Below are 20,537 nucleotides of genomic sequence, written 5' to 3'. Positions count from 1 at the left end.
CCGATGCGCCCGATCCTGTTCGTCGCCACCGCCCTTCTGATGCTGCCCCCGGCCCTGCCGGCGGCGGCGCAGGAGACGCCCATGACCGAACGGACCGAGCGCATCGGCCTTGAGGGCCGGCGCGGCCCGCGACTGACGCAGCCCGGCTTCGCCGTCGGCGAGTACACCGGCCACATCTCCGCCCGCGGGTCAGGCGCGCGGATGCCCTGGGCGTCGCGCGACCGGGCCACGGCTGACCTGCAGGTCAGCGCGCCCGCCCTCGGCGAGGTGACCGGCGCCTGCGAGGGCGGCCAGTCTCACCGCAGCATCCTCGGCATCCAGTTCGACACCGAGGATCTGGCCTACGTCTGCCGCTACGAGGGCGCGCCGGCCGACGCCGCCATGTCGCTGGTGCTCTCGCGCCCCGGCGGCCTGGGCGGTCTGATGCGACGCGTGCAGCAGCCGCAGCGGGTCGCTGAACTGACCTGGAACGGGGTCGTCTATCGCGCGGAGACCCGCCGCATCGGCGGCCTGCCGATCGGCGGCGGCATGGTGATGGGTTATGTCATCAGCCGCGACGGGCGGGAGGTCGGCGGCCTCGACATGAACGGCTTCCGGCCGACCATTTACCTGCCCCCCGCCGGCGATGCGGACCGCGACGCCGTGGCGGTGTTCGCGCTCAGCCTGTGGGCCTTCCCCGATCCGGCGCGAAACTAGGCCTCAGAACTTCCGCCGGCCGCTGACGGTTTCGAAGAACATCCGCCAGTCGCCCATCAGGCTCCACAGCGGGTATTTGAAGGTCGCGGGCCGGTTCTTCTCGAAGAAGAAATGCCCGACCCAGGCGAAGCCATAGCCGATCAGCGGCATGGCCAGCAGCCACCAGGGGTTCAGGGTCACGATCGCCAGCGCCAGCGCGGCGAGCACCAGCCCGGACCCGACCACATGGATCCGACGGCACGTCGGGTTGGCGTGCTCGCGGATGTAGAAGGGATAGAATTCGGCGAACGAGGCGTAGCGCCGACCGTCGGCAGGGGCATGGCTCATGGACCGGAGGATGCGACGGGGCGCCGGCCCTGACAAGCGCCGCGACAGGCCGCCGTGTCCGCCCCCTGTTCCCCGTCGCCGTGTTTCGGCCTAGCCTCTTCCCGGGGACGGGAGGGACACTGGATGCGCTGGAAGGGCGGCCGCAGCGGCGGCGGGATCGAGGATCGACGCGGCATGGGAGCCGGCGGCGTGGCGGGCGGCTCGCTCGGCGTGCTGGTGCTGGCCGCGATCGGCTATTTCGTCTTCGGGCTGGATCCCGCGACCACGACGCGGCTGGCGAACGAGATCGGCGTCGGCGCACCCGCCGCCGTCGAGGGCCAGACCGGGACGCCGGCGGACGAGGCCGGGCGCTTCGTCGATGTGATCGGGGCCAACCTCAATGACGTGTGGATCGCCGCCCTGCCCGGCTACACCCCGCCGCGGGTCGTTCTGTACGATCAGGCCACGCCGACCGACTGCGGCTTCGGCCAGGCGGCCATGGGGCCGTTCTACTGCCCGCCGGACCGCAGCGTGTACCTCGACGTGACCTTCTGGGCCCAGCTGGCCGAGCTGGGCGGATCCGACGCCGAGTTCGCCCGGGCCTATGTCATCGCCCACGAGTATGGCCACCACGTCCAGACCCTGACCGGAACAGCCGATCAGGCGCGGCAGGCGCAGCAGGCCGCCGGCAGCACGGCCGAGGCCAACCGCTACTCGGTGGCGCTGGAGCTGCAGGCCGATTGCTACGCCGGCGTCTGGGCCGCCAACGCCGCGCGGGCCTCGGGCGGCGAGGTGGCGCTTGAGCCCGGCGACCTCGAGGCCGGACTGGCGACCGCCGCGGCCATCGGCGACGACGCGCTGCAGCAGCGGGGCGGCGGGCGTGTCTCGCCCGAGAGCTTCACCCACGGCACGTCCGCAGAGCGCGCCGCCTGGCTGCGGCGCGGCTACGAGGCCGGGCATCCCTCCGCCTGCAACACCTTTCAGAACCTCTGAGGCCCGAGGCCCGGCGTAGCGCTTGTTGCAGCGCAGCGCGGGCGCCAGAGTGACGGGATGACCGCCGCCGCCCTCGCCCCTGACCCCGTTGCGGGACCCGCCTCGCCCGCCGAGGCCTTGCAGGGGGCGCGCCGGCTCGTGCTCAAGATCGGCTCGGCCCTGATCGCCGCCGACCGCGCCGCCGATCTCGGGCGTGAGGTGGCGCGGCTGCGCGCCGACGGGCGCGAGGTCATCCTCGTCTCTTCCGGCGCCGCGGTGCTGGGCCGCCGCCGCCTGGGCCTGCCGCGCGAGGCGGCGCTGGATCGCACCCAGGCCGCCGCCGCGGTCGGGCAGTCGCTGCTGATGCGCGAATGGGAGACGGCGCTGGGCCCGCACGGCCTGACCCCGGCCCAGGTGCTGCTGACCCGCGAGGACACCGAGCGCCGCCGCCGCTGGCTGAACGCCCGGGCCACGCTGGAGGCCCTGCTGGCGCTCGGCGCCGTGCCGGTGGTCAACGAGAACGACACGGTCGCCACCGAGGAGATCCGCTACGGCGACAACGACCGCCTCGCGGCCCGTACCGCCCAGCTGGCCCGCGCCGACCTGCTGGTGCTGCTGTCGGACGTGGACGGCTTCTACGACGCCGACCCGCGCCGTCGGCCGGAGGCCCGCCGGCTGTCCCGCATCGACGCCCTGACGCCGGAGGTGCTGGCCATGGCCGGCGAGGCCAACGCCGAGGCCGCGGTAGGCTCGGGCGGCATGCGCACCAAGCTGGAGGCTGCGCGCATCGCGCGGGCCGCCGGCTGCGCCACCGTGATCCTCGACGGCCGCGTCGACGCGCCGCTGGCGGCGGCCGTCGCCAATGGCTCCGGCACCCTGATCACCGCGCCCCAGAGCCCGCGCCAGGCCTACAAGGCCTGGATCGCCGGCAGCGTCGCCCCGGCCGGGGTGCTGCGCCTCGACGACGGCGCCGCGGCCGCCCTGCGCGCCGGCAAGAGCCTGCTGCCGGCCGGGGTCGCCGGCGTCGAGGGCGGGTTCGACAAGGGGGACAGCGTGGAACTGCGGACCCTCGACGGTCGCCGGCTCGGGGTCGGTCTGGCCGCCTATGCCGCCGATGAGCTGCGCCGTCTCGCCGGCCGTCAGAGCGTCGAGATCGAGGCGCTGCTCGGCTATCGCGGACCGGGCGTCGCCATCCATCGTGACGATCTGGTGCTGGAGACCGGCGCATGAGCGACCTCGCCGCCCGCATGCGGGAGATGGGCCGCGCCGCCCGCGCCGCCGCCCGCCCGCTGGCCCACGCGCCGGCCGAGCAGCGCAGCGCCGCCATCCGCGCAGGCGCCGACGCCCTGCTGGCCCGCGCCGACGCCGTGCTGGCCGCCAACGCCCGCGATCTGGACGCGGCGGCGGCGCGCGACGCCCCGGCCAACATGATTGACCGGCTTCGCCTCGACGAGGGCCGCCTCGCCGGCATCGCCGCGGCCATGCGCGCCGTCGCCGACCAGCCCGATCCGCTGGGCGAGGAGACCGCGCGCTGGACCCCCGCCAACGGGCTGGACATCGCCCGTGTCAGCGTGCCGCTGGGCGTGCTGGCCATCATTTTCGAAAGCCGGCCGAACGTGGCTGCCGACGCCGCCGCCATCTGCCTGCGCTCCGGCAACGCCGCCCTGCTGCGCGCCGGGTCGGACAGCCTGCACAGCGCCCTGGCCATTCATGGGGCGGTCGTCGAGGGGCTGACCGCCGCCGGCCTGCCGGCCGCCGCCGTGCAGATGGTCGACACACCGGACCGCGACGCCGTTGGACATCTTCTGTCGGGCCTGGAGGGCAACGTCGATCTGATCGTGCCGCGCGGCGGCCGTGGCCTGGTCGAGCGGGTGCAGGCCGAGGCCCGGGCCCCGGTGCTGGGCCACCTCGAGGGCATCTGCCACACTTATCTGCACGCCTCGGCCGAGCCGGACATGGCCCGGACGGTGGTGCTGAACGCCAAGATGCGACGCACCTCGATTTGCGGTGCGACCGAGACCCTGCTGGTCGACGCCGGGGCCCTGCCCCTGCTGCCGGACGTGGCGCATGCCCTGATCGCCGCTGGCTGCGAGCTGCGCGGCGACGCCCGGGCCCGGGCCGCGGTCCCGCAGATGGGCGAGGCGGTCGAGGCGGACTGGCCGACCGAATACCTCGCCCCGATCCTCGCCGTGCGCGTGGTCGACGACCTCGACGCCGCCGTGGAGCACATCGCCCGCTACGGCTCGGGCCACACGGAGGCGATCATCGCCGCCGACCCGGCCGCCGCCGAGCGCTTCCTCGCCCGCGTCGACAGCGCCATCGTCATGTGGAACGCCTCGACCCAGTTCGCCGACGGCGGCGAGTTCGGCTTCGGGGCGGAGATCGGTATCTCCACCTCGCGCCTGCACGCCCGCGGCCCGGTCGGGGCGCAGCAACTGGTCAGCTACAAGTACGTGGTGCGGGGTCAGGGCCACACCCGCCCCTGATCAGCTCAGGTCGACGTCCACGGCCTGGCTCAGCCACAGCTCGCCGGCGCCCAGCCGCAGCACCGCGCGGCGCCCCCGGAAGGCCGGCATGCCGATCAGGCCCTGCGGCAGGGCGCGCCCGGCGACGTCGTCGTAGATGGCCACGGTGGCGTTGCGGAACAGGGCGTCGCCGAAGGTCACGGTCCGGGCCCGGACCAGCTCCGATCGCACCGTGCCCCCCAGCACCAAACTCGACCCGCGCCGCGTCTCGCGGCCGTCGAGCAGGCCCAGCATTCCTGCGGCCGAACGGCTCACCGCCAGCAGCGCCGAGGACCCGGTATCGATCAAGGCGGTGGTGACCGCGCCCTCGACGCTGATCTCGGCGGCGAGCGCCCGCCCCTCACGCAGGACCGGGGTCGCCGCAAGGTCGCGCCAGGGCGGGGACGCGCCCGGCGGGGCGAGCGCCAGCCGACGCCCGGGCAGGTCGAGCCAGAGGTCGCTCTCGCCCAGAACGTCCTGGCCGAGGATCAGCGGGGTGGCGAGGCCGTCGTCCGACGCCAGCGGGCCGAGGTCGAGGATGGCGGCGCGCAGGTTGTCGAAGCGGGCCCCCGCGGCGGCCACATCGACGGTCACGCCCTTGCCGACCTGGGCCCCGCCCCCGACCCCGTAGGCGAGCAACGGGATGTCGAAGCCATTCCCCAGACCCAGCCGCTGAACCAGACGTCGGTCGACGACCGAGTACTGAGCCCCGGTGTCGACCAGCGCCGCGACCGGCTGACCCGCGACGGTAGCGGGGATGATCAGGACGTTGGCGCGGTCGCCGACGAGCCCGGTCCAGCCCTCGCGTCCGGCCACGAACGTCGCCCTTGGCGTCGGCCAAACGATATTCTCCCTCAGCCACCAGGCGCCGCCGAGCGCTCCGGCGACAAGGCCAGCCCGGATCAGGAAGGAGCGTCGCGTACCCAAGGCTTCTCCTTCGCCTTCGCCCGGCACCCTGTCGACCGCGACGGGGGGTGATGCGACGAAAAAACGCCGCGGCCCGGGGCGCGCGGCGTCTTCTCAACGAGCGGGGGGCCGTACGGCTCCCGCGGCCTCAGCCGTTGGTCGGCCGCATGGCCCGCTCCGGCGGCACGCCCGGCGAGGTCTCGCGCGGCGCCCCGGCGGTCTCGCCGGGCTTCATGAACTTGACCAGCACCCGCTGACCGATCAGCAGCGGCGCGTCCGTGGCGGTGACCACCACCTCGACCACGCGTTCGTCGGAACGCTGGCTGGGGTCGTCCGAGGCCAGCTTGCGGGCCCCGAACACGGCGGCGCGGCGCAGCACCTCGCCGACAATGACCCGGGTCGGGTCGCCCTCGGGCGAGATCTCGACCGCCTGGCCGACGCTGACGTTGGGGATGTCGCTCTCGACGATCTCGGCGCGGACGATGCGCGGGGCCTCGGGCTCGAGGTCGAACATGGTCGAGACGTTCAGGGTCGAGGCGCCGGCGCCCGGGTTGGCGTAGCGGCGGACAATGCGGCCATCCATCGGGGCGCGGATCACCGTCAGTTCAAGATTGTACTCGGCCTCGGCCAGACGGGCGCGGGCGGTCTGCACGGCGGCGCGCTGCGACTGCAGGCGGGCCTCGGCGGCGGCGATCTGGTCACGCGCCTGGTCCATGCGCTGGGCGGCCACGAAGTTGGACGAGACCAGCTGGGCGAGGCGGTCGTGCTCGCGGCGCGCGGTGCGCAGATCGACCTGGATCTGGGCCAGCTGGCTCTCCGACTGGGCCACTTCCGCCCGGGCGCGCTGCAGGGCGAGGCGGGCCTCATCGTCTTCTTGCCGCGCCAGAACCTGGCCGGAGGTGACGAGATCGCCTTCCTGCACCAGCACCTCGCGGACCACGCCGCCGCGCCGGGCGGCGACCTGGATGATCCCGCCCTCGACGTCGACACGGCCGTTGGCGACCGCAGCATAGGGGCTGACCACCGTCGCCGCCGCCTGCTCGACGGCCTTCTTCTTCGCCTCGCCCTGGGACGAGAGAATGCTGAATCCGACGACGGCCACGATGATCGCCAGCAGGCCGATCCAGAGCCACTTGTTCTTCAGGAAGCCGGGCATGATGCGAGAGTCCTAGGTGTTCTTGTTATGTGGTCAGTGGGTCGAGGCGAGGGTCGCGTCGGGGTTCGGCGTGCGGCGCGTATCGTCGATGATGCGGCCGTCCTCGATGTGAATGATGCGGTCGGCCCAGGCCTCGAGGCGCGGGTCGTGGGTGACGCAGATGACCGCCGCGCCGTGCTCGGTGGCGGCCCGGCGCAGCAGGCGGATGACCACCTGGCCGTTCTCGCCGTCCAGCGCCGAGGTGGGCTCGTCCGCGAACAGGATCTTGGGGTCCTTGGCGAGGGCCCGGGCGATGGCGACGCGCTGCTTCTCACCACCGGACAGCGCCGTCGGACGCTGGTGCAGCCGGGGCTTGAGGCCCACTTCCTCCAGCGCCTCGGTGGCGCGGCGCTTCGCCTGCTCGGAGGTCAGCCCCTGGAACTTCAGCACCGTCTCGACCTGCTGCAGGGCGGTCAGGGCCGGGAACAGGTTGAAGCCCTGAAAGATGAAGCCGCAGTTGTCGAGGCGGAACTTGTCGATCCGGCTGGACGACAGCTTCCAGAGGTCCGGCAAGCCGAGGGTGGCCACCTTGCCCTCCTCCGGCCGCAGCAGGCCCGAGAGCGCGGCGATCAGGGTCGACTTGCCCGAGCCCGACGGGCCCATGACCATGGTCAGGTCGCCGTGGCGCGCGTCGAAATCGACGCCCTTGAGCACCTCGACGAAGCCCTTGCCGGACTTGAAGCGCTTGACGAGCCCCTTGGCCTCGATCGCGGCCTCGCCGTGTTTTCCATGCGCTTTCGTGATCATCGCAGCAGGTCCGCCGGTTGGCTGTTCTTGAGGACGCCGAGCGACAGAAAGCCCGACATCATGGCGATGAAGACCAGACCGCCGCCGACGAACACCAGCAGGCCGATCGGCAGGGAGATGATCACGGCGTTCGCGGCGGCCAGCAGGGAGACCAGCCAGGTCAGGCCGATCGCCGCGGCGACGCCGACGAGGCCGACCCAGAAGCTCAGCTCCATGACGATGCGGCGCAGCGAGCCCATCGACACCCCGAGGGCGCGCAGGGAGGCGAACTCCTTGATGTTGGCCATGATGGCCCCGCGCAGGGTCTGCCAGGTGATCGCCACCCCGATGATGGTGCCCAGCACCACGCAGCCGCCGATGATGATGACGAGGATGCCCTCCTCGAACATGGCGTTCTGATTGGCGTCGGCCAGCTCCTGGCGCGTCCAGGCCTTCCACTGGCCGTTGCCCATGGTGTTGAGCTGGGCGGCGATGATCTCCGAACGGGCCGGGTCGCTGACACGGACCATCAGGGGGCCGACACGCGGGCTGCTGTCGCTGGTCTGGCCGAGCATGCGCATGGTGTCGCGGCTCATCACGATGGTCGACTGCATCATGTTCGGATAGCCGCGGGTGACGGCCGCCACGGTCACGGTCTGACCGTTGTAGAGGGCCTTGTCGCCGAGCTCGACGCCGAGCGGCTTCAGGGCCGTCTCGTCGATCGCCACCGTGTAGGGCTGGCGCAGGGCCTCCACCAGCTCGTCGGAGTAGTCGACCGGGGTGGTGACGGCGTTGGGCCGCGTATCGATCACCCGCGCCTGGACGAACTGCTGGCGCGGGGCGCCCTGCCGGGCGCGCTCGGCCTGGCTCATGGTCGGATCGACGTTCTTGACGGACTGGAACGATCCGCCGCTGCCCGCCAGCGGCTGCACCTCGAGCACTTCGGCGTGATTGTAGACCAGCGGGATGAAGCGCCTCGGCACACCCGAGGGGCCGCCCATCAGGCTGGTCGCGCCCGGCTGCATGATGATGATGTCAGCGCGCGAGCGCTCGATCTGGGCGGTGAAGCCCTTGCCGATGCCAATGAACACGCCGGTCATGGCGAGCACGAGCAGGCCGGACAGGGCCAGCGCCATGACGGCCGCCATGTAGCGGCGCCATTCGTAGAGCAGGGTGGACAGGGCCAGTGACATGCGAAGCGGTTCAACCCCCGAAGTTGAGCGATATCTGACCGGCCGGCGGTCCGGGACCAAGTTAAATCGGGGTAAGGCGGCTAACGCCATAGGCCACTTGCGGCCGGGGCGGCGGCGCGGATAGTTACGTCGTAACGCGCACAAGGCGCGATCCCGGGAGCCCCAGATGAAGATCCGCCTCACCGCCTCAGCCCTCGCCCTCGGCTGGGCCCTCGCCGGCCTGTCCGCCGCGCCCGCCGCCGCCGAAGAAGGCATGTGGACCTTCGACAACTTCCCCATCGCCCGGGTCAACCAGACCTACGGTACCAACATCGACCAGGCCTGGCTGGACCGGGTGCGCGAGGCCTCGGTGCGCCTGCGCGGCTGCTCGGCCTCGTTCGTCTCGTCCGAGGGCCTGATCCTGACCAACCACCACTGCGTGGTGTCCTGCATCCAGGAACTGTCGACCGCCGAGCAGGACTTTGTCGCCAACGGCTTCCTCGTCGCCACCCGTGAGGAGGAGCGCACCTGCCCCGGCCAGACCGCCGAGGTCCTGACCGAGATCGTCGACGTCACCGACCGGGTGCTGGCCGCCGGCGCCGGCCTTGAGGGCGCCGCCTTCGCCGCCGCCCGCACCGCCGAGATCAACCGCATCCAGTCCGAGGCCTGCGCCGGCGACGAGCGCTTCACCTGCCAGGTGATCAGCTTCTACCGCGGCGGCCGCTATGGCCTGTACAAGTTCCGCCGCTACGACGACGTCCGCCTCGCCTTCGCGCCGGAGTTCCAGGCGGCCTTCTTCGGCGGCGACCCGGACAACTTCAACTTCCCGCGCTACGCCCTCGATGCCGCCTTCCTGCGCGCCTACGAGAACGGCCAGCCGGTCGCGACCCCGAACCACCTGACCTGGAACGCCCGCGCGCCGCAGGCCGGCGAGCCGACCTTCGTGTCCGGCAATCCGGGCACCACCCAGCGTCTGCTGACGGTGGCCCAGCTGGAGCGCCTGCGCGACCAGCAGCTGCCGCTGCAGCTGATTCAGGGCTCCGAACTGCGCGGCCGCCTGCTGACCTACGCCGCCAGCGGCGAGGAAGCCGCCCGCGTCTCGGTCGACCCGATCTTCGGCCTCGAGAACAGCTTCAAGGTCTGGTACGGCCAGCAGCAGGCCCTGCTCGACCCGGCCTTCATGGCCGAGAAGCGCGCCCAGGAAATCGAGCTGCGCGAACGCGTCGCCGCCGATCCGGCCCTGCAGCAGCGCATCGGCGATCCGTGGAGCGAGATCGAGGCGGCCGAGCGCGCCGCGCGCGACCTCGCCGTTCCGTTCCGCCAGCTCGCCGCCGCCGCCGGCGGCGGCTCCACCCTCTACAGCATGGCCAACGCCATCGTCGGGGTCGCCCGGGAACGCGCCAAGCCGGAAGGCGAACGCAATCCGGGCCTCGACGCCGCCGTCGCCCGCACGCGCGCCCGCCTGCTCGAGGAGACGCCGATCGCCATGGATCTCGAAGAGATCCGGCTCGGCTTCTGGCTGTCCAAGACGCGCGAATACCTGACCGTCGATGACGCTCGCGTCCGCGCCCTTCTGGGCCGCGAGAGCCCCGAGGGTCTGGCCGACCGCGCCGTGTCCGGCACCCGTCTCGATGAGCCGGCCTTCCGCGCCGCGGCGCTGGACCTGACGCTGGAACAGCTGATCGCGCTGAACGACCCGATGATCGAGCTGGCCCTGCGCAACGCCGACCAGTCCGCCGCCATGCAGGCCGAGTGGGGCGCCCGCGTCGGCGTTCCGAGCACCCGCGCCGCCGAGCGCGTGGCCCAGGCCCGCTTCGCCGTCTACGGCGACAACCAGTACCCGGACGCCACCTTCTCGCTGCGCCTGTCGTATGGCTCGGTGCAGGGCTGGAGCTATCGCGGCGTCGACATTGCGCCCTTCACCTACATGGGCGGCCTGTTCGACCGGGCGACCGGCTCGGCCCCGTTCAATGCGGCCGAGGACTTCCTCGCCGCCCGCGACCGGATCGACCCGCAGGTGGTCTACAACTACGTCACCACTAACGACATCATCGGCGGCAACTCCGGCTCGCCGGTGATCGACGCCTCGGGACAGGTGATCGGGGCCGCCTTCGACGGCAACATCCACTCGCTGGGCGGCTCGTTCGGCTATGACGGCAACCTGAACCGCACCGTGGTCGTCTCGACCGCCGCGGTCACCGAGGCGCTGCGCAAGGTCTATGACCAGCCGCGCCTGCTGCGCGAACTGGGCGTCGACTGACGCCAGACAAGGTCAGGGCCGCGCCTCACGGCGCGGCCCTTTCCTTCACCGACGACCGGGTGTCACCAGCGGTTGCGGCGATCGTCCCGGCGGGCCTCCCGGCGCTCCTCGCGGATCTGCGCCTGGATGCGATCCAGCTGGGTGTCCAGCTCCCGCGCTTCCCAGCGGTCGATGCCGCCGCGGCGGTAGTCGCGCTGCAGCCGGTCGAAGTGGGCGAACTGCCGCTGGAACAGCCGGTATTCCTGACGGCTGATGCGGCCGTTGTAGGCCATGCGCTCCACGCGCTGCTCCAGCTGCTGCTGGCGCGCCTCGAACGGGAAGCGCTGGCCGTAGCCGCCCCCGTGGCCGCCGAAGTGCTGGGCGGCGGCCGGCGTGGACAGGGCCACCGCCGAAGCCGCCAGGATCGAAAACAGAACGGTCTTCCTCATCTCTGGCCTCACTTTCAAACCTCCCCGCCGATCGGGGTGTGAGCGCAGAAAACCATCGGCCCGCTGAGCCGAACCTGAGCCCGTCGTTGTCTGGCGTTCAGCCGGATGAACCGGACACGTTAACCCTTCCGGACAACGCAACATCAAGGCGAAGGCTTCACCCTGACGGGAAGCAGTGGAGGCGGCGATGGCGCGAGCGGTATTCCAGAAGGGCCAGCGGGTCTGGGTCGAGTGCGTGGGCGCGTGGGCCCGGATCGAGAAGGTCCAGCCGGTCTGGGCCAAGGGCTTCGACGAGCCGGTGCGCATCACCTACGACGTCGGCCTCGGCCGCGAGTTCCAATCCAGCGAACTGAGCGCCCCGGCCGAGGACCCCGCGATGGAGCGCGAAATGGGCCACTGGCGCCTGCTGCGCGCGCGCAACAAGTGGCAGCAGGCCGAGGACTGCCCGCATCATCCCTTCCCCGGGACCTATCCTGTGGTCGTCACCGATCCCAGCGACTGGGGCGGCTGGCGCGTCCCGGGAGCCGAGTACGATCGCGACCCTGACCGGATCGAACTTCAGGCGCGCCTGATCGCAGCGGCCCCGCAGCTGATGGCCCTCGCCGAGCGGCTCGCGGAGACAGCGTCGGAGTCTCCCGAGGACTGCCCGCCCGAGATGTTCGCCCTTGCAACCCAGGCGCGGGACATTCTCAAGTCGGTGACCGAGGTGGTCGTCACCCCGACCGCGGCGCCGGCGGAGGCCGCCTGACGGCCCGCCGGCAGCATCCACAGGCGCGCGCGCCCGCGCTCGACACGACTCCGCGACGCAGCTTAGGCTCGGCCGATCTGACCTGAGGCCGGGAGCCCCCCTTTGCAGGGCGAGGAGCGCCGCACATCCCCGTCTGGACGCCGTCGCGGCGACCGCCGCCCTGACGGCAGTGCGGGGCTGCGCGTCGTGCTGCTTGTCGCCCTGCTGGGTCTCGTCTTCTACCTCATGGCGCAGCAGAACCTGCTGAACCAGGTCTGGGTGGTCGCCGGACCGCTGGCGCTCGGGCTTGTCGCCGCCTTGTTCCAGATCCAGCGCTCCAGCGCCCAGGCCCGCCGCGTCTGGGCCGACCAGGAGCGCCGGTTCCGCCTCGCGGTCGAAGGCGCCCGCTGCGGCGTCTGGGAGTGGGACCTCGCGGCGGAGTCGGTGACCATCTCCGATTACATGGCCACCCTGCTGGGGCTGGAGAGCGGCGGCATCGTGCCTGCGGACACCGTGCTGGCGCAGGTGCATCCGCGTCACCGCGAGCAGGTCGAGCACGCCCTGCTGCAGGCGGCCTCCTATGGCGCGTTCGAGACCAGCTTCGCCGTGGCCCTGCCCGAAGGCGGCATCCGCTGGATCGACGCGCGCGGACAGGCCCGCGGGGTCCGCGCCGGCCAGCATTTCGTCCACGTCGTCGGAGTCGCCCTCGACATCACGGAGGCGCGGCGGGCCAAGGCCCGGGCCCAAGCCGCCGAGAGTCGCCTGCGGGACGGGATCGAGAGCGTGTCCGACGCCTTCGCCCTGTTCGACCGACAGGGTCGTCTGGTGATGTGCAACCGCGCCTTCCAGGACGCCTTCGGGTTCGAGGACGCAGTGATCCGGCGAGGGGCGCCGCGCACCGAGCTGAACCGCATCGCCGGTCTGGCGATCCGCAGCGATCAGCCCTCGCCGTCGGGCCGGGCAGGCCAGCGCGAGCTGGAGCTGCACGACGGGCGCTGGCTGCAGCTGTCCGAGCGCATGACGGGCGACGGCGGCTCGGTGGTCACCGCCGCCGACATCACCCCGATCAAGAAGGAAGAGGAAGCGCGCCGGCGTGCGGCCGAGGCGCTGCAGGCCACAGTGGCCCAGCTTGAGGCCAGCCAGACGGAGCTGTCTCTGCTGGCGCGCAAGTACGAGGTCGCCATGACCCGGGCGGAGGCCGCGAACCAGGCCAAGTCCGAGTTCCTCGCCAACATGTCCCACGAGTTGCGCACACCGCTGAACGCCATCAACGGCTTCTCCGAGATCATGGCCACCGAGATGTTCGGGCCGCTGGGCGACGATCGCTACCGGGGCTATGCCGAGGACATCCTGCGCTCCGGCCAGCACCTGCTCAGCCTGATCAATGACATCCTCGACATGGCCAAGATCGAGGCCGGCAAGCTGACCCTGCACCTGGAGCCCGTGTCGCTGGAGGAGGTCTGCCAGGACGTGATCCGGCTGATGCGCGGCCGGGCCGAGGAGGCCGGGCTGACGCTGGCGCTGGACGCCGCGCCGCTTGAGGCCATCCCGGCCGACTACAGGGCCCTGAAGCAGGTGGTGCTGAACCTCGTGTCGAACGCCATCAAGTTCACGCCCCAGGGCGGCCGCGTTGACGTCCTCGTCCGGCGCACCCCCGACGATCGCTGCGAAATCGCCGTGGCCGACACCGGCATCGGCATCGCCGCCAACGATCTGGCCCGTCTGGCCCAGCCCTTCGAACAGGTGGAAGGGCAGCACTCCAAGACCAGCCAGGGCACCGGACTGGGCCTCGCGCTGAGCAAGTCGCTGGTCGAGCTGCACGGCGGCGAGCTCCGGATGGAGAGCGTGCTCGGCAAGGGCACCGTGGTGCGGGTCAGCCTGCCGGTCGCCCAGGCCGCCGCCGCCGCGCCGCCGGTGCTCGAGGATGGCCGCCCGCTGCGCGTCCGGGCCGCCTGAGACGCTCGCTCAGCCGCCGACCCCCACCGCCAGCAACGCGAGGCCCGCCACCCCCACGCCGATGCGCCACCAGGCGAAGGGCGCGAAGCCGTGCCGGCTGACGAAGTCGAGCAGGAAGCGCACCACCAGCAGGGCGGTCAGGAAGGCGGTGACGAAGCCGATCGCGATCAGCCCGACATCGGTGAAGTCCAGCTGGTCCCACGTCTTGTAGAGGTCGTAGGCGACGGCGCCGCCCATGGTCGGCAGCGCGAGGAAGAAGGTGAACTCCGCCGCCGAGCGCTTGTCGGTCCCGAGCAGCAGGCCGCCGGCGATGGTGGCCCCGGACCGAGAGACACCGGGCACGAGAGCGAGACACTGGAACACGCCGATCAGGGCGTACACCCGCAGCGGATAGGTATTCACATCCAGATAGCGCGGCGCACGCTTCATCCGGTCGAGCATGAGCAGCAGCACCCCGCCGACGATCAGGGCAATGCAGATGATCAGCGGAGTCTCGAACAGGAAGCCCTTGATGATCGGATAGAGCAGGACGCCCGCCAGCGCCGCCGGCAGGAAGGCGATCAGGACGCCGAGGATGAAGTGGCGCGCCCCCGGATCGGTCGGCCAGCGGATCGCCAGGGTCCAGAGCCGCCGGAAGTAGACGCTGATGATGGCGAGGATCGCCCCCAGCTGGATGACCACTTCGAAGGTCTTGCCCTTGCTCTCGAAGCCCATGAAGTGGCCGAGCAGCAGCAGGTGCCCTGTCGACGATACGGGGATGAACTCGGTCAGGCCCTCGACGAGGCCAAGGATGATCGCCGCCAGCCAGTCAGACATGCAAAACCGCCCCCGCCGGCGCGGCCGTCAGTGGGCGCCGGGCTCGCGTCCGACATAGCGCAGACGGGCGCGGATAGGCGAGCCGTCACAGGCCTGGTCCAGTCCGTGCGCCATCAAGCCGACGAGACGGGCGAGGATGAGCAGATCCAGCGCCCCGCCGCGCGGCAGATCGAGCCGCCGCGCCAGCAGGGCCAGCGCCAGCTCGAACCCCGGCTCCTGCCCCGTCATCTCCCGCCCCAGATCGACGAAGGCGCGCAGGTCCGCACCGATGTCGATCGACCCCAGCAGGGCGGCCGCGCGGGGATCTCCGCCGGGATAGGCGGCGTTGCCGAAGCCGGGAATGCCGCCCGTCTCGCGCCGGCTGCGCAGGGCGGCGGCCGGATCGCGCCGGCCGAGGGTGACCATCTCGTTGGCGGCTTCAAGCCGCCGGGCCACAGGCGATCCCACGAGGGCGACCAGCCCCGCGAGGGCGGAGCCGGCCGGGGACGCACCGCCGGACGCCGCCACGCGGGCGGCGAAGGCCGAAGCGCTCATGTCGTGATCGGCGCCCAGCACCAGGGCCTGACGCAGCATCTGGCCCTCGCGCTCGCCCACCTTGTAGGCCCGGGCCAGCCGCTGGTGCAGGTGCAGGCGCGGCCCCGGTCCGGCAAGGGCGTCGAACACCTCGGACATGACCGCCGCCGCCTCGCGCGCCAGCGCCGCGCGGTCGCGGTCCCCGGCGGCGCCGTCCTCATCGACGCGACGGGCAAGGGCGGCATAGACCCGGGCCCGGTGCGAGCCGCCCACGACGGTGTCGACGCGAGGCTTCAGGTCCCGGAACGGATCGCTGTCGACGCCCCAGAGCAGACGGGCGGTTTCCTCGACCGTGGCCGCGCGCGCCAGCTGGACAGCGTCGCTGCCGCGGTAGAACAGGCGGCCGCCGGCGATCACGGTCAGACGGGAGTCGATCGCCGCCTCGCCCCGGCTGACCGAACCGATGAAGGGCGTGGCCGGACGAAGGGCGCCGGCCGGCGCGTCGCCGCGCAACCGCGCCACGTCGTCGGCGGCATACAGGCTGCGGCGCGGATTGGCGGGATCGGGGCGGGCCGTGATCCGGCCCCGGCTGACATAGGCGTAGAGGGTCTGCGACTTGACCCCGAGGCGCTCCATCGCCTCGCTCCGCCCGATCCAGCCTCGCTGGCTCTCCATCCTGTCCCTCCGCCGACGGTTATCCACAGGAACCGCGACAGTTTGGGTCAGTTAACGGCCGTCGCGTCAAGTGTTGAGCCGCGCCGTCCCGCATTGAGCGGGGCCGCGACATGGGCCATCAAGGCCCCATGCCCGCCTCTGCTCCCTCCCCCGAAGCCGCCCGGGCCGCCGTCCGCGACGTGACCCGCCTGTCCGTGGCGGTGGCGGTCGCCCTGGTGGCGCTCAAGGCCTTTGCCCTCGGGGCGTCGGGCTCCGTCTCGATCCTCGCCTCGCTGGCGGATTCCTCGCTGGACCTGCTCGGCTCGCTGACCGTCTTCATGGCCGTGCGCTGGGCCGCCGCCCCGCCGGATGACGACCACCGCTTCGGCCACGGCAAGGGCGAGGCGCTGGCCGCCCTTGTTCAGGCTGGTCTGGTGTTCGCCTCCGCCCTGTTCATCGGCGCCGAGGCGCTGCAGCGGTTCTTCAATCCCCGGCCCGTGACCGAGGGCGGCTGGGCCGTGGGCGTCATGCTGCTGTCGATGGCGCTGACGGCCTTCCTGATCTGGCGCCAGCGTCGCGTCGTGGCCCTGACCGGCAGCCTGGCGGTCAGCGGCGACCGGGCCCACTACGCCGCCGACCTCGCCGCCGGGCTGGTGGTGGTGATCGGCGTCGCCTCGGGCAGCTTCCTCAACGCCCCCGGCCTCGACGCTGCCGCCGGCCTGATCGTCATGATCTGGCTGGTCTGGGGCGCGGTCGGTCTGCTCCGGCAGGCGGCCGACCAGCTGCTCGACCGCGCCGCGCCGCAGGACATCCAGGAGGCTGTGGTCCGCGCCGTCACCAGCGATCCCCGCATTCTCGGCGTGCACCGGCTGCGCACCCGCATGGCCGGATCGTCTGTCGAGGCCCAGATGCACGTCGATCTCGACGCCGGCCTCAGCCTCGCCGAGGCCCACGACATCGTCGAGGCCGCGGAGGCGCGGGTGCGCGAAGCCCTGCCCGGCGCCGAGGTGCACCTGCACGCCGACCCGGCCGGCGCACGTCGGCCGGCCGCTGAGCCGGCGACGGCCACGACGCCAGCGGGCCCCTGGTCCGGGACGGGCGGGTAAACGCGGTCTTAATCCTCCGGAGGCGAGGAAGCGGTCATGGCCGAGGCCGCGACCCTGCACCATTTCGCCTTTGATCCGGCCTCGCGCGCGGCGCGACTGGCGCTGGGCGAGGTGCGCCTCGGCTTCACCGAAAACGCGGTGCGGCCGTGGGAGCCGGACAGTCCCATCCACGCCCTGACGCCGTCGGGCCTGCCGCCGGTGCTGGAGCTGACCTACAACGGGCGACCTTTGGTCCTGCGCGGGCAGGCGGCCATTCTCGGCTTTGCGGACGACACCGCCTCCGGGGTCCTGCTGCCGGGCGACGCCGCCGACCGGGCCGAGGCTCGCCGGCTGGTCAGCTGGTTCGAGCGCCCGTTCAACGACGACGTCAACGCCGTGCTGCTGCATGAACGCATGGAGAAGCCGTTGCTCCGGCTCGGCTCGCCCGACGCGCGCCAACTCCGGGAGGGTCGCGAGGCGCTGCGCCGCCATCTGGGCCTGCTGGAGCCGCTGGCCGGCGAGCGCGAGTGGCTGGCGGGCCGCCGGCTGAGTCAGGCGGACCTGGTCGCCGCCGCCCACCTGTCTGTGCTCGACTATTTCGGCGAGGCGCCCTGGGCCGCGTTCCCGGGGCTCAAGGGCTGGTACATGAAGATCAAGTGCCGGCCCTGCTTCCGGCCCCTGCTCGGCGATCGTTTTCCGGGCGTACCCCCCTCGGCGGTCTACGCCGATCTGGATTTCTGACGCGTCCCGGCGCATCTGCGCCCGATGCCGTCGATCGACGCCCCCTCCGACCATCCCCGGGTCGAGCGCCTCAAGGACGACCTGCGCCGCAAGGCGGCGGCGCTGGGCTTCGACGTCTGTCGCTTCGCTTCCGCCGCCGACCCGTGGGCCGAGGGTGATCGGCTCGCCGCCTTTGTCGAGGCCGGACGGCATGGCGAGATGGGCTGGATGGAGACCACGCTGGAGCGGCGCCGCCATCCCACAGCCATGTGGCCGGAGGCGCGCACGGCCATCGTCCTCGGCCTGAACTACGGCCCGGAGACCGATCCGCGGCCGGAGCTCGAGGACCGCTCGGCGGGCTACATCTCGGTCTACGCCCGGGGCGACGACTATCACGAGGTGATCAAGGGCCGGCTCAAGACCCTGGCCGGGCAGCTGGCCGCGCGGCTGGGGGCCGAGGTCAAGGTGTTCGTCGACACCGCCCCCCTGATGGAGAAGCCGCTGGCCCAGCGCGCCGGGCTGGGGTGGCAGGGCAAGCACACCAACCTGCTCAGCCGCGACCTCGGCAACTGGCTGTTTCTGGGCGTCATTCTGACCGCCGCCGACCTCCCGCCGGACGCCCCGGATACGGAGCACTGCGGCAGCTGCACCGCCTGTCTCGACGCCTGCCCGACCCGGGCCTTTCCGGCCCCGTTCCAGCTCGACGCGCGACGCTGCCTGTCCTACCTGACCATCGAGTTCGCCGGCCCCTGGCCGGAGGAGTTCCGCGTCGCTGCGGGGTCGCGCATCTACGGCTGCGACGACTGTCTCGCCGCCTGTCCCTGGAACAAGTTCGCCGAAGCCGCCCGGGAGGGCCGGCTGAAGGCGCGCGACGCCCTGCAGTCGCCCCGGCTGGCCGACCTGCTGGCGCTGGACGACGCTGGCTTCCGGGCCCTGTTCGCCAGAAGCCCGGTCAAGCGCATCGGCCGCAACCGGTTCGTCCGCAACGTCCTGTACGCCGCCGGCAACTCCGGCGACGCTGCCCTTTTGACCCCGGTGCAGGCGCTCACCGGCGACCCGGACCCCGTGGTGGCTGACGCCGCCCGCTGGGCGCTGGCCCGGCTGGCGGCCTGATCAGACCGCGGCGGCTGCAGCCCCACGCGTCGGCGCATCGCCGGGAATCGGCGCCACGTCCAGCAGCTTGACCCGGAACACCAGCACGCTGTTCGGCGGGATCATGCCGCCGGCGCCCCGCTCGCCGTAGCCCAGCTCCGGCGGGATGTAGAGGATCCACTCGTCGCCCGCCCGCATGTGGCGCAGGCCCTCGGTCCAGCCGGGCACCACCTGATCGAGATGGAACACCGCCGGCGAGCCCCGCTCGAACGAGCTGTCGAACACCTTGCCGTCGGTCAGGGTGCCCTCGTAGTCGACCCGGACCAGATCATTGCCGTCCGGCTGCGCAGCGCCCTGCGGGCCCGAGGCCACCACCTTGTACTGCACGCCCGACGGCAGGGTCTCGACGCCTTCGGCGCGGGCGTTGGACTCCAGGAAATAGGCCGCCGCCGCGGCGCGATCCTCCAGCGAGGGCCCGGCCTCGCCGCCCCGGCCGCAGGCCGCCAGGGCCGTCATCGCCACGGCCAGCGCGGCCGCCCTACCCCATCCGAAGCGCATAACCCTTGTCCTTCAAGGCCTGTCCGATCTCGTCGGCATGGGCGCTATCGCGCGTTTCGACCATGATGTCGAACTCCGCGCCCTTGGCCGGCACATCGAGCGCCAGCCGGTTGTGCACCACGTCGATGATGTTGCCGCCAAGGCCGCCGATCACCGCCGCCATGGCCGAGAGCATGCCGGGCCGGTCGTCGCCGAGGATGCGGAACACGGTCAGCCGCCGCTCGCGCACCATCTCCCGGTTCAGCACCACGGCCAGCATGCGCGCATCGATGTTGCCGCCGCACAGGACGATGCCGACCTTGCGGCCGGCGAACCGCTCCGGATACGCGAGCAGGGCCGCCAGACCTCCGGCCCCGGCGCCCTCGGCCACGGTCTTTTCGAGGGTGGCGAAGAAGGCCACGCCCTTCTCGAACGCCTCCTCCTGACAGACCAGCACATCCTCCACCAGGGGATCGGCGAGGGCGAAGGGGATGTCGCCGACCGCCTTGATGGCGATGCCCTCGGCGATCGTCTGGCCGCCGCAGACGGGGGTCTCGCCCCGTCGCCGGGCGGAGAACGACGGGTACATGGCCGCCTCGACGCCGAACACGCGGAGGTCCGGCTTGAGCGCCTTCGCCGCGATCGACGAGCCGGCGATCAGCCCGCCGCCGCCGATGGGGATGACGAGGTCCTCGATCTCCGGCGCGTCCTCGAGGAACTCCAGCCCGCAGACGCCCTGGCCAGCGACGATGCCGGCGTCGTCGAAGGCCGAGACGAAGACATAGCCCCGCTCGGCCGCGAGGGCGTGGGCGTGGGCGGTTGAGCCGGAAAAGTCGTCGCCCTCGATCACCACCGTCGCCCCATGGGCGCGGGTGCCGTCGATCTTCACGAAGGGGGTGCCGTGCGGCATGACGATGGTCACCGGCACGCCCAGCCGGCCGCCGTGATAGGCGAGCGCCTGGGCATGGTTGCCGGCCGAGGCCGCCACGACGCCGCGTCGGCGCTCATCCGCGTCCAGCAGCAGCAGGCGGTTCAGCGCCCCGCGCTCCTTGAACGAGCCGGTGAAGTGCAGATTGTCGAACTTGACCCAGACCTCCGCCCCGGTCAGCTGCGACAGGCGGCGGGAGTGGCGCGTCGGGGTGCGGTCCACCTGTCCGGCGATGCGCGCCTGCGCCGCACGGATATCCTCGAAACTGACCGTCATGCCGCTCCCTTGCCGGTTCTGTCGCCGAACATGTCGTCCTTCTAGGCCGTCGCGGGGGCCGCGCAACC

Annotated in this window: 20 protein-coding genes; 10 read left to right on the top strand and 10 right to left on the bottom strand. The window is 72.0% G+C overall.

Annotated elements, in window-relative coordinates; genetic code table 11:
• Positions 1-3 precede the first annotated feature (3 nt).
• Entirely contained in the window at positions 4-696 is a 693-nt protein-coding gene (locus tag VGN74_RS13515; protein ID WP_327449060.1) for a hypothetical protein, read from the top strand.
• A 3-nt stretch (positions 697-699) separates the two neighbouring features.
• Here the strand turns inward: VGN74_RS13515 and VGN74_RS13510 are convergent, their stop codons facing one another.
• Positions 700-1,023 (bottom strand): Mpo1-like protein, encoded by a 324-nt coding sequence (locus VGN74_RS13510; protein WP_327449058.1) that lies wholly within the window; start codon positions 1,021-1,023, stop codon positions 700-702.
• A 123-nt stretch (positions 1,024-1,146) separates the two neighbouring features.
• On the opposite strand from VGN74_RS13510, the gene ypfJ reads away from it, so the two are divergent.
• The 3 genes from ypfJ to VGN74_RS13495 are packed head-to-tail and all read left to right on the top strand — an operon-like array spanning position 1,147 to position 4,460.
• Positions 1,147-1,995, top strand: a complete 849-nt coding sequence (gene ypfJ / locus VGN74_RS13505) for a KPN_02809 family neutral zinc metallopeptidase (protein WP_327449056.1) — start codon at positions 1,147-1,149, stop codon at positions 1,993-1,995.
• 57 nt (positions 1,996-2,052) lie between these two features.
• Positions 2,053-3,204, top strand: a complete 1,152-nt coding sequence (proB, locus tag VGN74_RS13500) for a glutamate 5-kinase (RefSeq protein ID WP_327449054.1) — start codon at positions 2,053-2,055, stop codon at positions 3,202-3,204.
• Positions 3,201-4,460, top strand: a complete 1,260-nt coding sequence (locus VGN74_RS13495) for a glutamate-5-semialdehyde dehydrogenase (protein WP_327449052.1) — start codon at positions 3,201-3,203, stop codon at positions 4,458-4,460. The genes proB and VGN74_RS13495 overlap by 4 nt, the downstream gene beginning before the upstream one ends.
• Here VGN74_RS13495 and VGN74_RS13490 read toward each other — a convergent pair whose 3' ends face one another.
• The 4 genes from VGN74_RS13490 to VGN74_RS13475 all read right to left on the bottom strand — a co-directional run bounded on the left by VGN74_RS13490 (position 4,461) and on the right by VGN74_RS13475 (position 8,498).
• Positions 4,461-5,294 (bottom strand): retropepsin-like aspartic protease, encoded by an 834-nt coding sequence (locus tag VGN74_RS13490; RefSeq protein ID WP_327449050.1) that lies wholly within the window; start codon positions 5,292-5,294, stop codon positions 4,461-4,463. It lies immediately after the preceding gene.
• 238 nt (positions 5,295-5,532) lie between these two features.
• On the bottom strand, positions 5,533-6,540 hold the full coding sequence (locus tag VGN74_RS13485) for an efflux RND transporter periplasmic adaptor subunit (RefSeq protein WP_327449048.1): 1,008 nt from the start codon (positions 6,538-6,540) through the stop codon (positions 5,533-5,535).
• Between the two features lie 33 nt (positions 6,541-6,573).
• Complete coding sequence (locus tag VGN74_RS13480; protein ID WP_327449046.1) at positions 6,574-7,326, bottom strand: ABC transporter ATP-binding protein; 753 nt, start codon at positions 7,324-7,326, stop codon at positions 6,574-6,576.
• Complete coding sequence (locus VGN74_RS13475; RefSeq protein ID WP_327449044.1) at positions 7,323-8,498, bottom strand: ABC transporter permease; 1,176 nt, start codon at positions 8,496-8,498, stop codon at positions 7,323-7,325. Before VGN74_RS13475 ends, VGN74_RS13480 begins: the two co-directional genes overlap by 4 nt.
• 166 nt (positions 8,499-8,664) lie before the next feature.
• Between VGN74_RS13475 and VGN74_RS13470 the strand changes: the two genes are divergently transcribed.
• A complete protein-coding gene (locus tag VGN74_RS13470; protein ID WP_327449042.1) occupies positions 8,665-10,737 on the top strand; it encodes a S46 family peptidase in 2,073 nt (690 codons plus the stop codon).
• Between the two features lie 62 nt (positions 10,738-10,799).
• Here the strand turns inward: VGN74_RS13470 and VGN74_RS13465 are convergent, their stop codons facing one another.
• Positions 10,800-11,165, bottom strand: coding sequence for a hypothetical protein (locus VGN74_RS13465; protein WP_327449040.1), 366 nt, complete (start codon positions 11,163-11,165; stop codon positions 10,800-10,802).
• 187 nt (positions 11,166-11,352) lie between these two features.
• On the opposite strand from VGN74_RS13465, the gene VGN74_RS13460 reads away from it, so the two are divergent.
• Together VGN74_RS13460 and VGN74_RS13455 are read left to right on the top strand one after the other, a co-directional pair.
• Positions 11,353-11,913 (top strand): hypothetical protein, encoded by a 561-nt coding sequence (locus tag VGN74_RS13460; protein ID WP_327449038.1) that lies wholly within the window; start codon positions 11,353-11,355, stop codon positions 11,911-11,913.
• A gap of 186 nt (positions 11,914-12,099) precedes the next feature.
• A complete protein-coding gene (locus VGN74_RS13455) occupies positions 12,100-13,848 on the top strand; it encodes a PAS domain-containing sensor histidine kinase (protein ID WP_327449036.1) in 1,749 nt (582 codons plus the stop codon).
• 9 nt (positions 13,849-13,857) lie between these two features.
• Here VGN74_RS13455 and VGN74_RS13450 read toward each other — a convergent pair whose 3' ends face one another.
• Positions 13,858-14,664 (bottom strand): undecaprenyl-diphosphate phosphatase, encoded by an 807-nt coding sequence (locus tag VGN74_RS13450; protein ID WP_327449034.1) that lies wholly within the window; start codon positions 14,662-14,664, stop codon positions 13,858-13,860.
• Positions 14,665-14,691: 27 nt separating this feature from the next.
• Positions 14,692-15,852, bottom strand: coding sequence for a citrate/2-methylcitrate synthase (locus VGN74_RS13445; RefSeq protein ID WP_327449032.1), 1,161 nt, complete (start codon positions 15,850-15,852; stop codon positions 14,692-14,694).
• A gap of 128 nt (positions 15,853-15,980) precedes the next feature.
• On the opposite strand from VGN74_RS13445, the gene VGN74_RS13440 reads away from it, so the two are divergent.
• From VGN74_RS13440 to queG, 3 genes are read left to right on the top strand one after another with little or no spacing between them, the layout of a single operon-like run.
• Entirely contained in the window at positions 15,981-16,937 is a 957-nt protein-coding gene (locus VGN74_RS13440) for a cation diffusion facilitator family transporter (RefSeq protein WP_327449030.1), read from the top strand.
• Positions 16,938-16,973: 36 nt separating this feature from the next.
• Positions 16,974-17,657, top strand: coding sequence for a glutathione S-transferase family protein (locus VGN74_RS13435; protein ID WP_327449028.1), 684 nt, complete (start codon positions 16,974-16,976; stop codon positions 17,655-17,657).
• A 24-nt stretch (positions 17,658-17,681) separates the two neighbouring features.
• Positions 17,682-18,749, top strand: a complete 1,068-nt coding sequence (queG, locus tag VGN74_RS13430; RefSeq protein WP_327449026.1) for a tRNA epoxyqueuosine(34) reductase QueG — start codon at positions 17,682-17,684, stop codon at positions 18,747-18,749.
• Here queG and VGN74_RS13425 read toward each other — a convergent pair whose 3' ends face one another.
• Together VGN74_RS13425 and VGN74_RS13420 are read right to left on the bottom strand one after the other, a co-directional pair.
• Positions 18,750-19,286, bottom strand: a complete 537-nt coding sequence (locus VGN74_RS13425) for an FKBP-type peptidyl-prolyl cis-trans isomerase (protein ID WP_327449024.1) — start codon at positions 19,284-19,286, stop codon at positions 18,750-18,752. It abuts the gene before it with no gap.
• On the bottom strand, positions 19,267-20,469 hold the full coding sequence (locus VGN74_RS13420; protein WP_327449022.1) for a threonine ammonia-lyase: 1,203 nt from the start codon (positions 20,467-20,469) through the stop codon (positions 19,267-19,269). Before VGN74_RS13420 ends, VGN74_RS13425 begins: the two co-directional genes overlap by 20 nt.
• Positions 20,470-20,537 lie beyond the last annotated feature (68 nt).

The organism is Brevundimonas sp. (assembly GCF_035998205.1).
Taxonomy (GTDB): Bacteria; Pseudomonadota; Alphaproteobacteria; order Caulobacterales; family Caulobacteraceae; genus Brevundimonas.
This window is presented reverse-complemented; position numbering and strand designations above follow the sequence as displayed.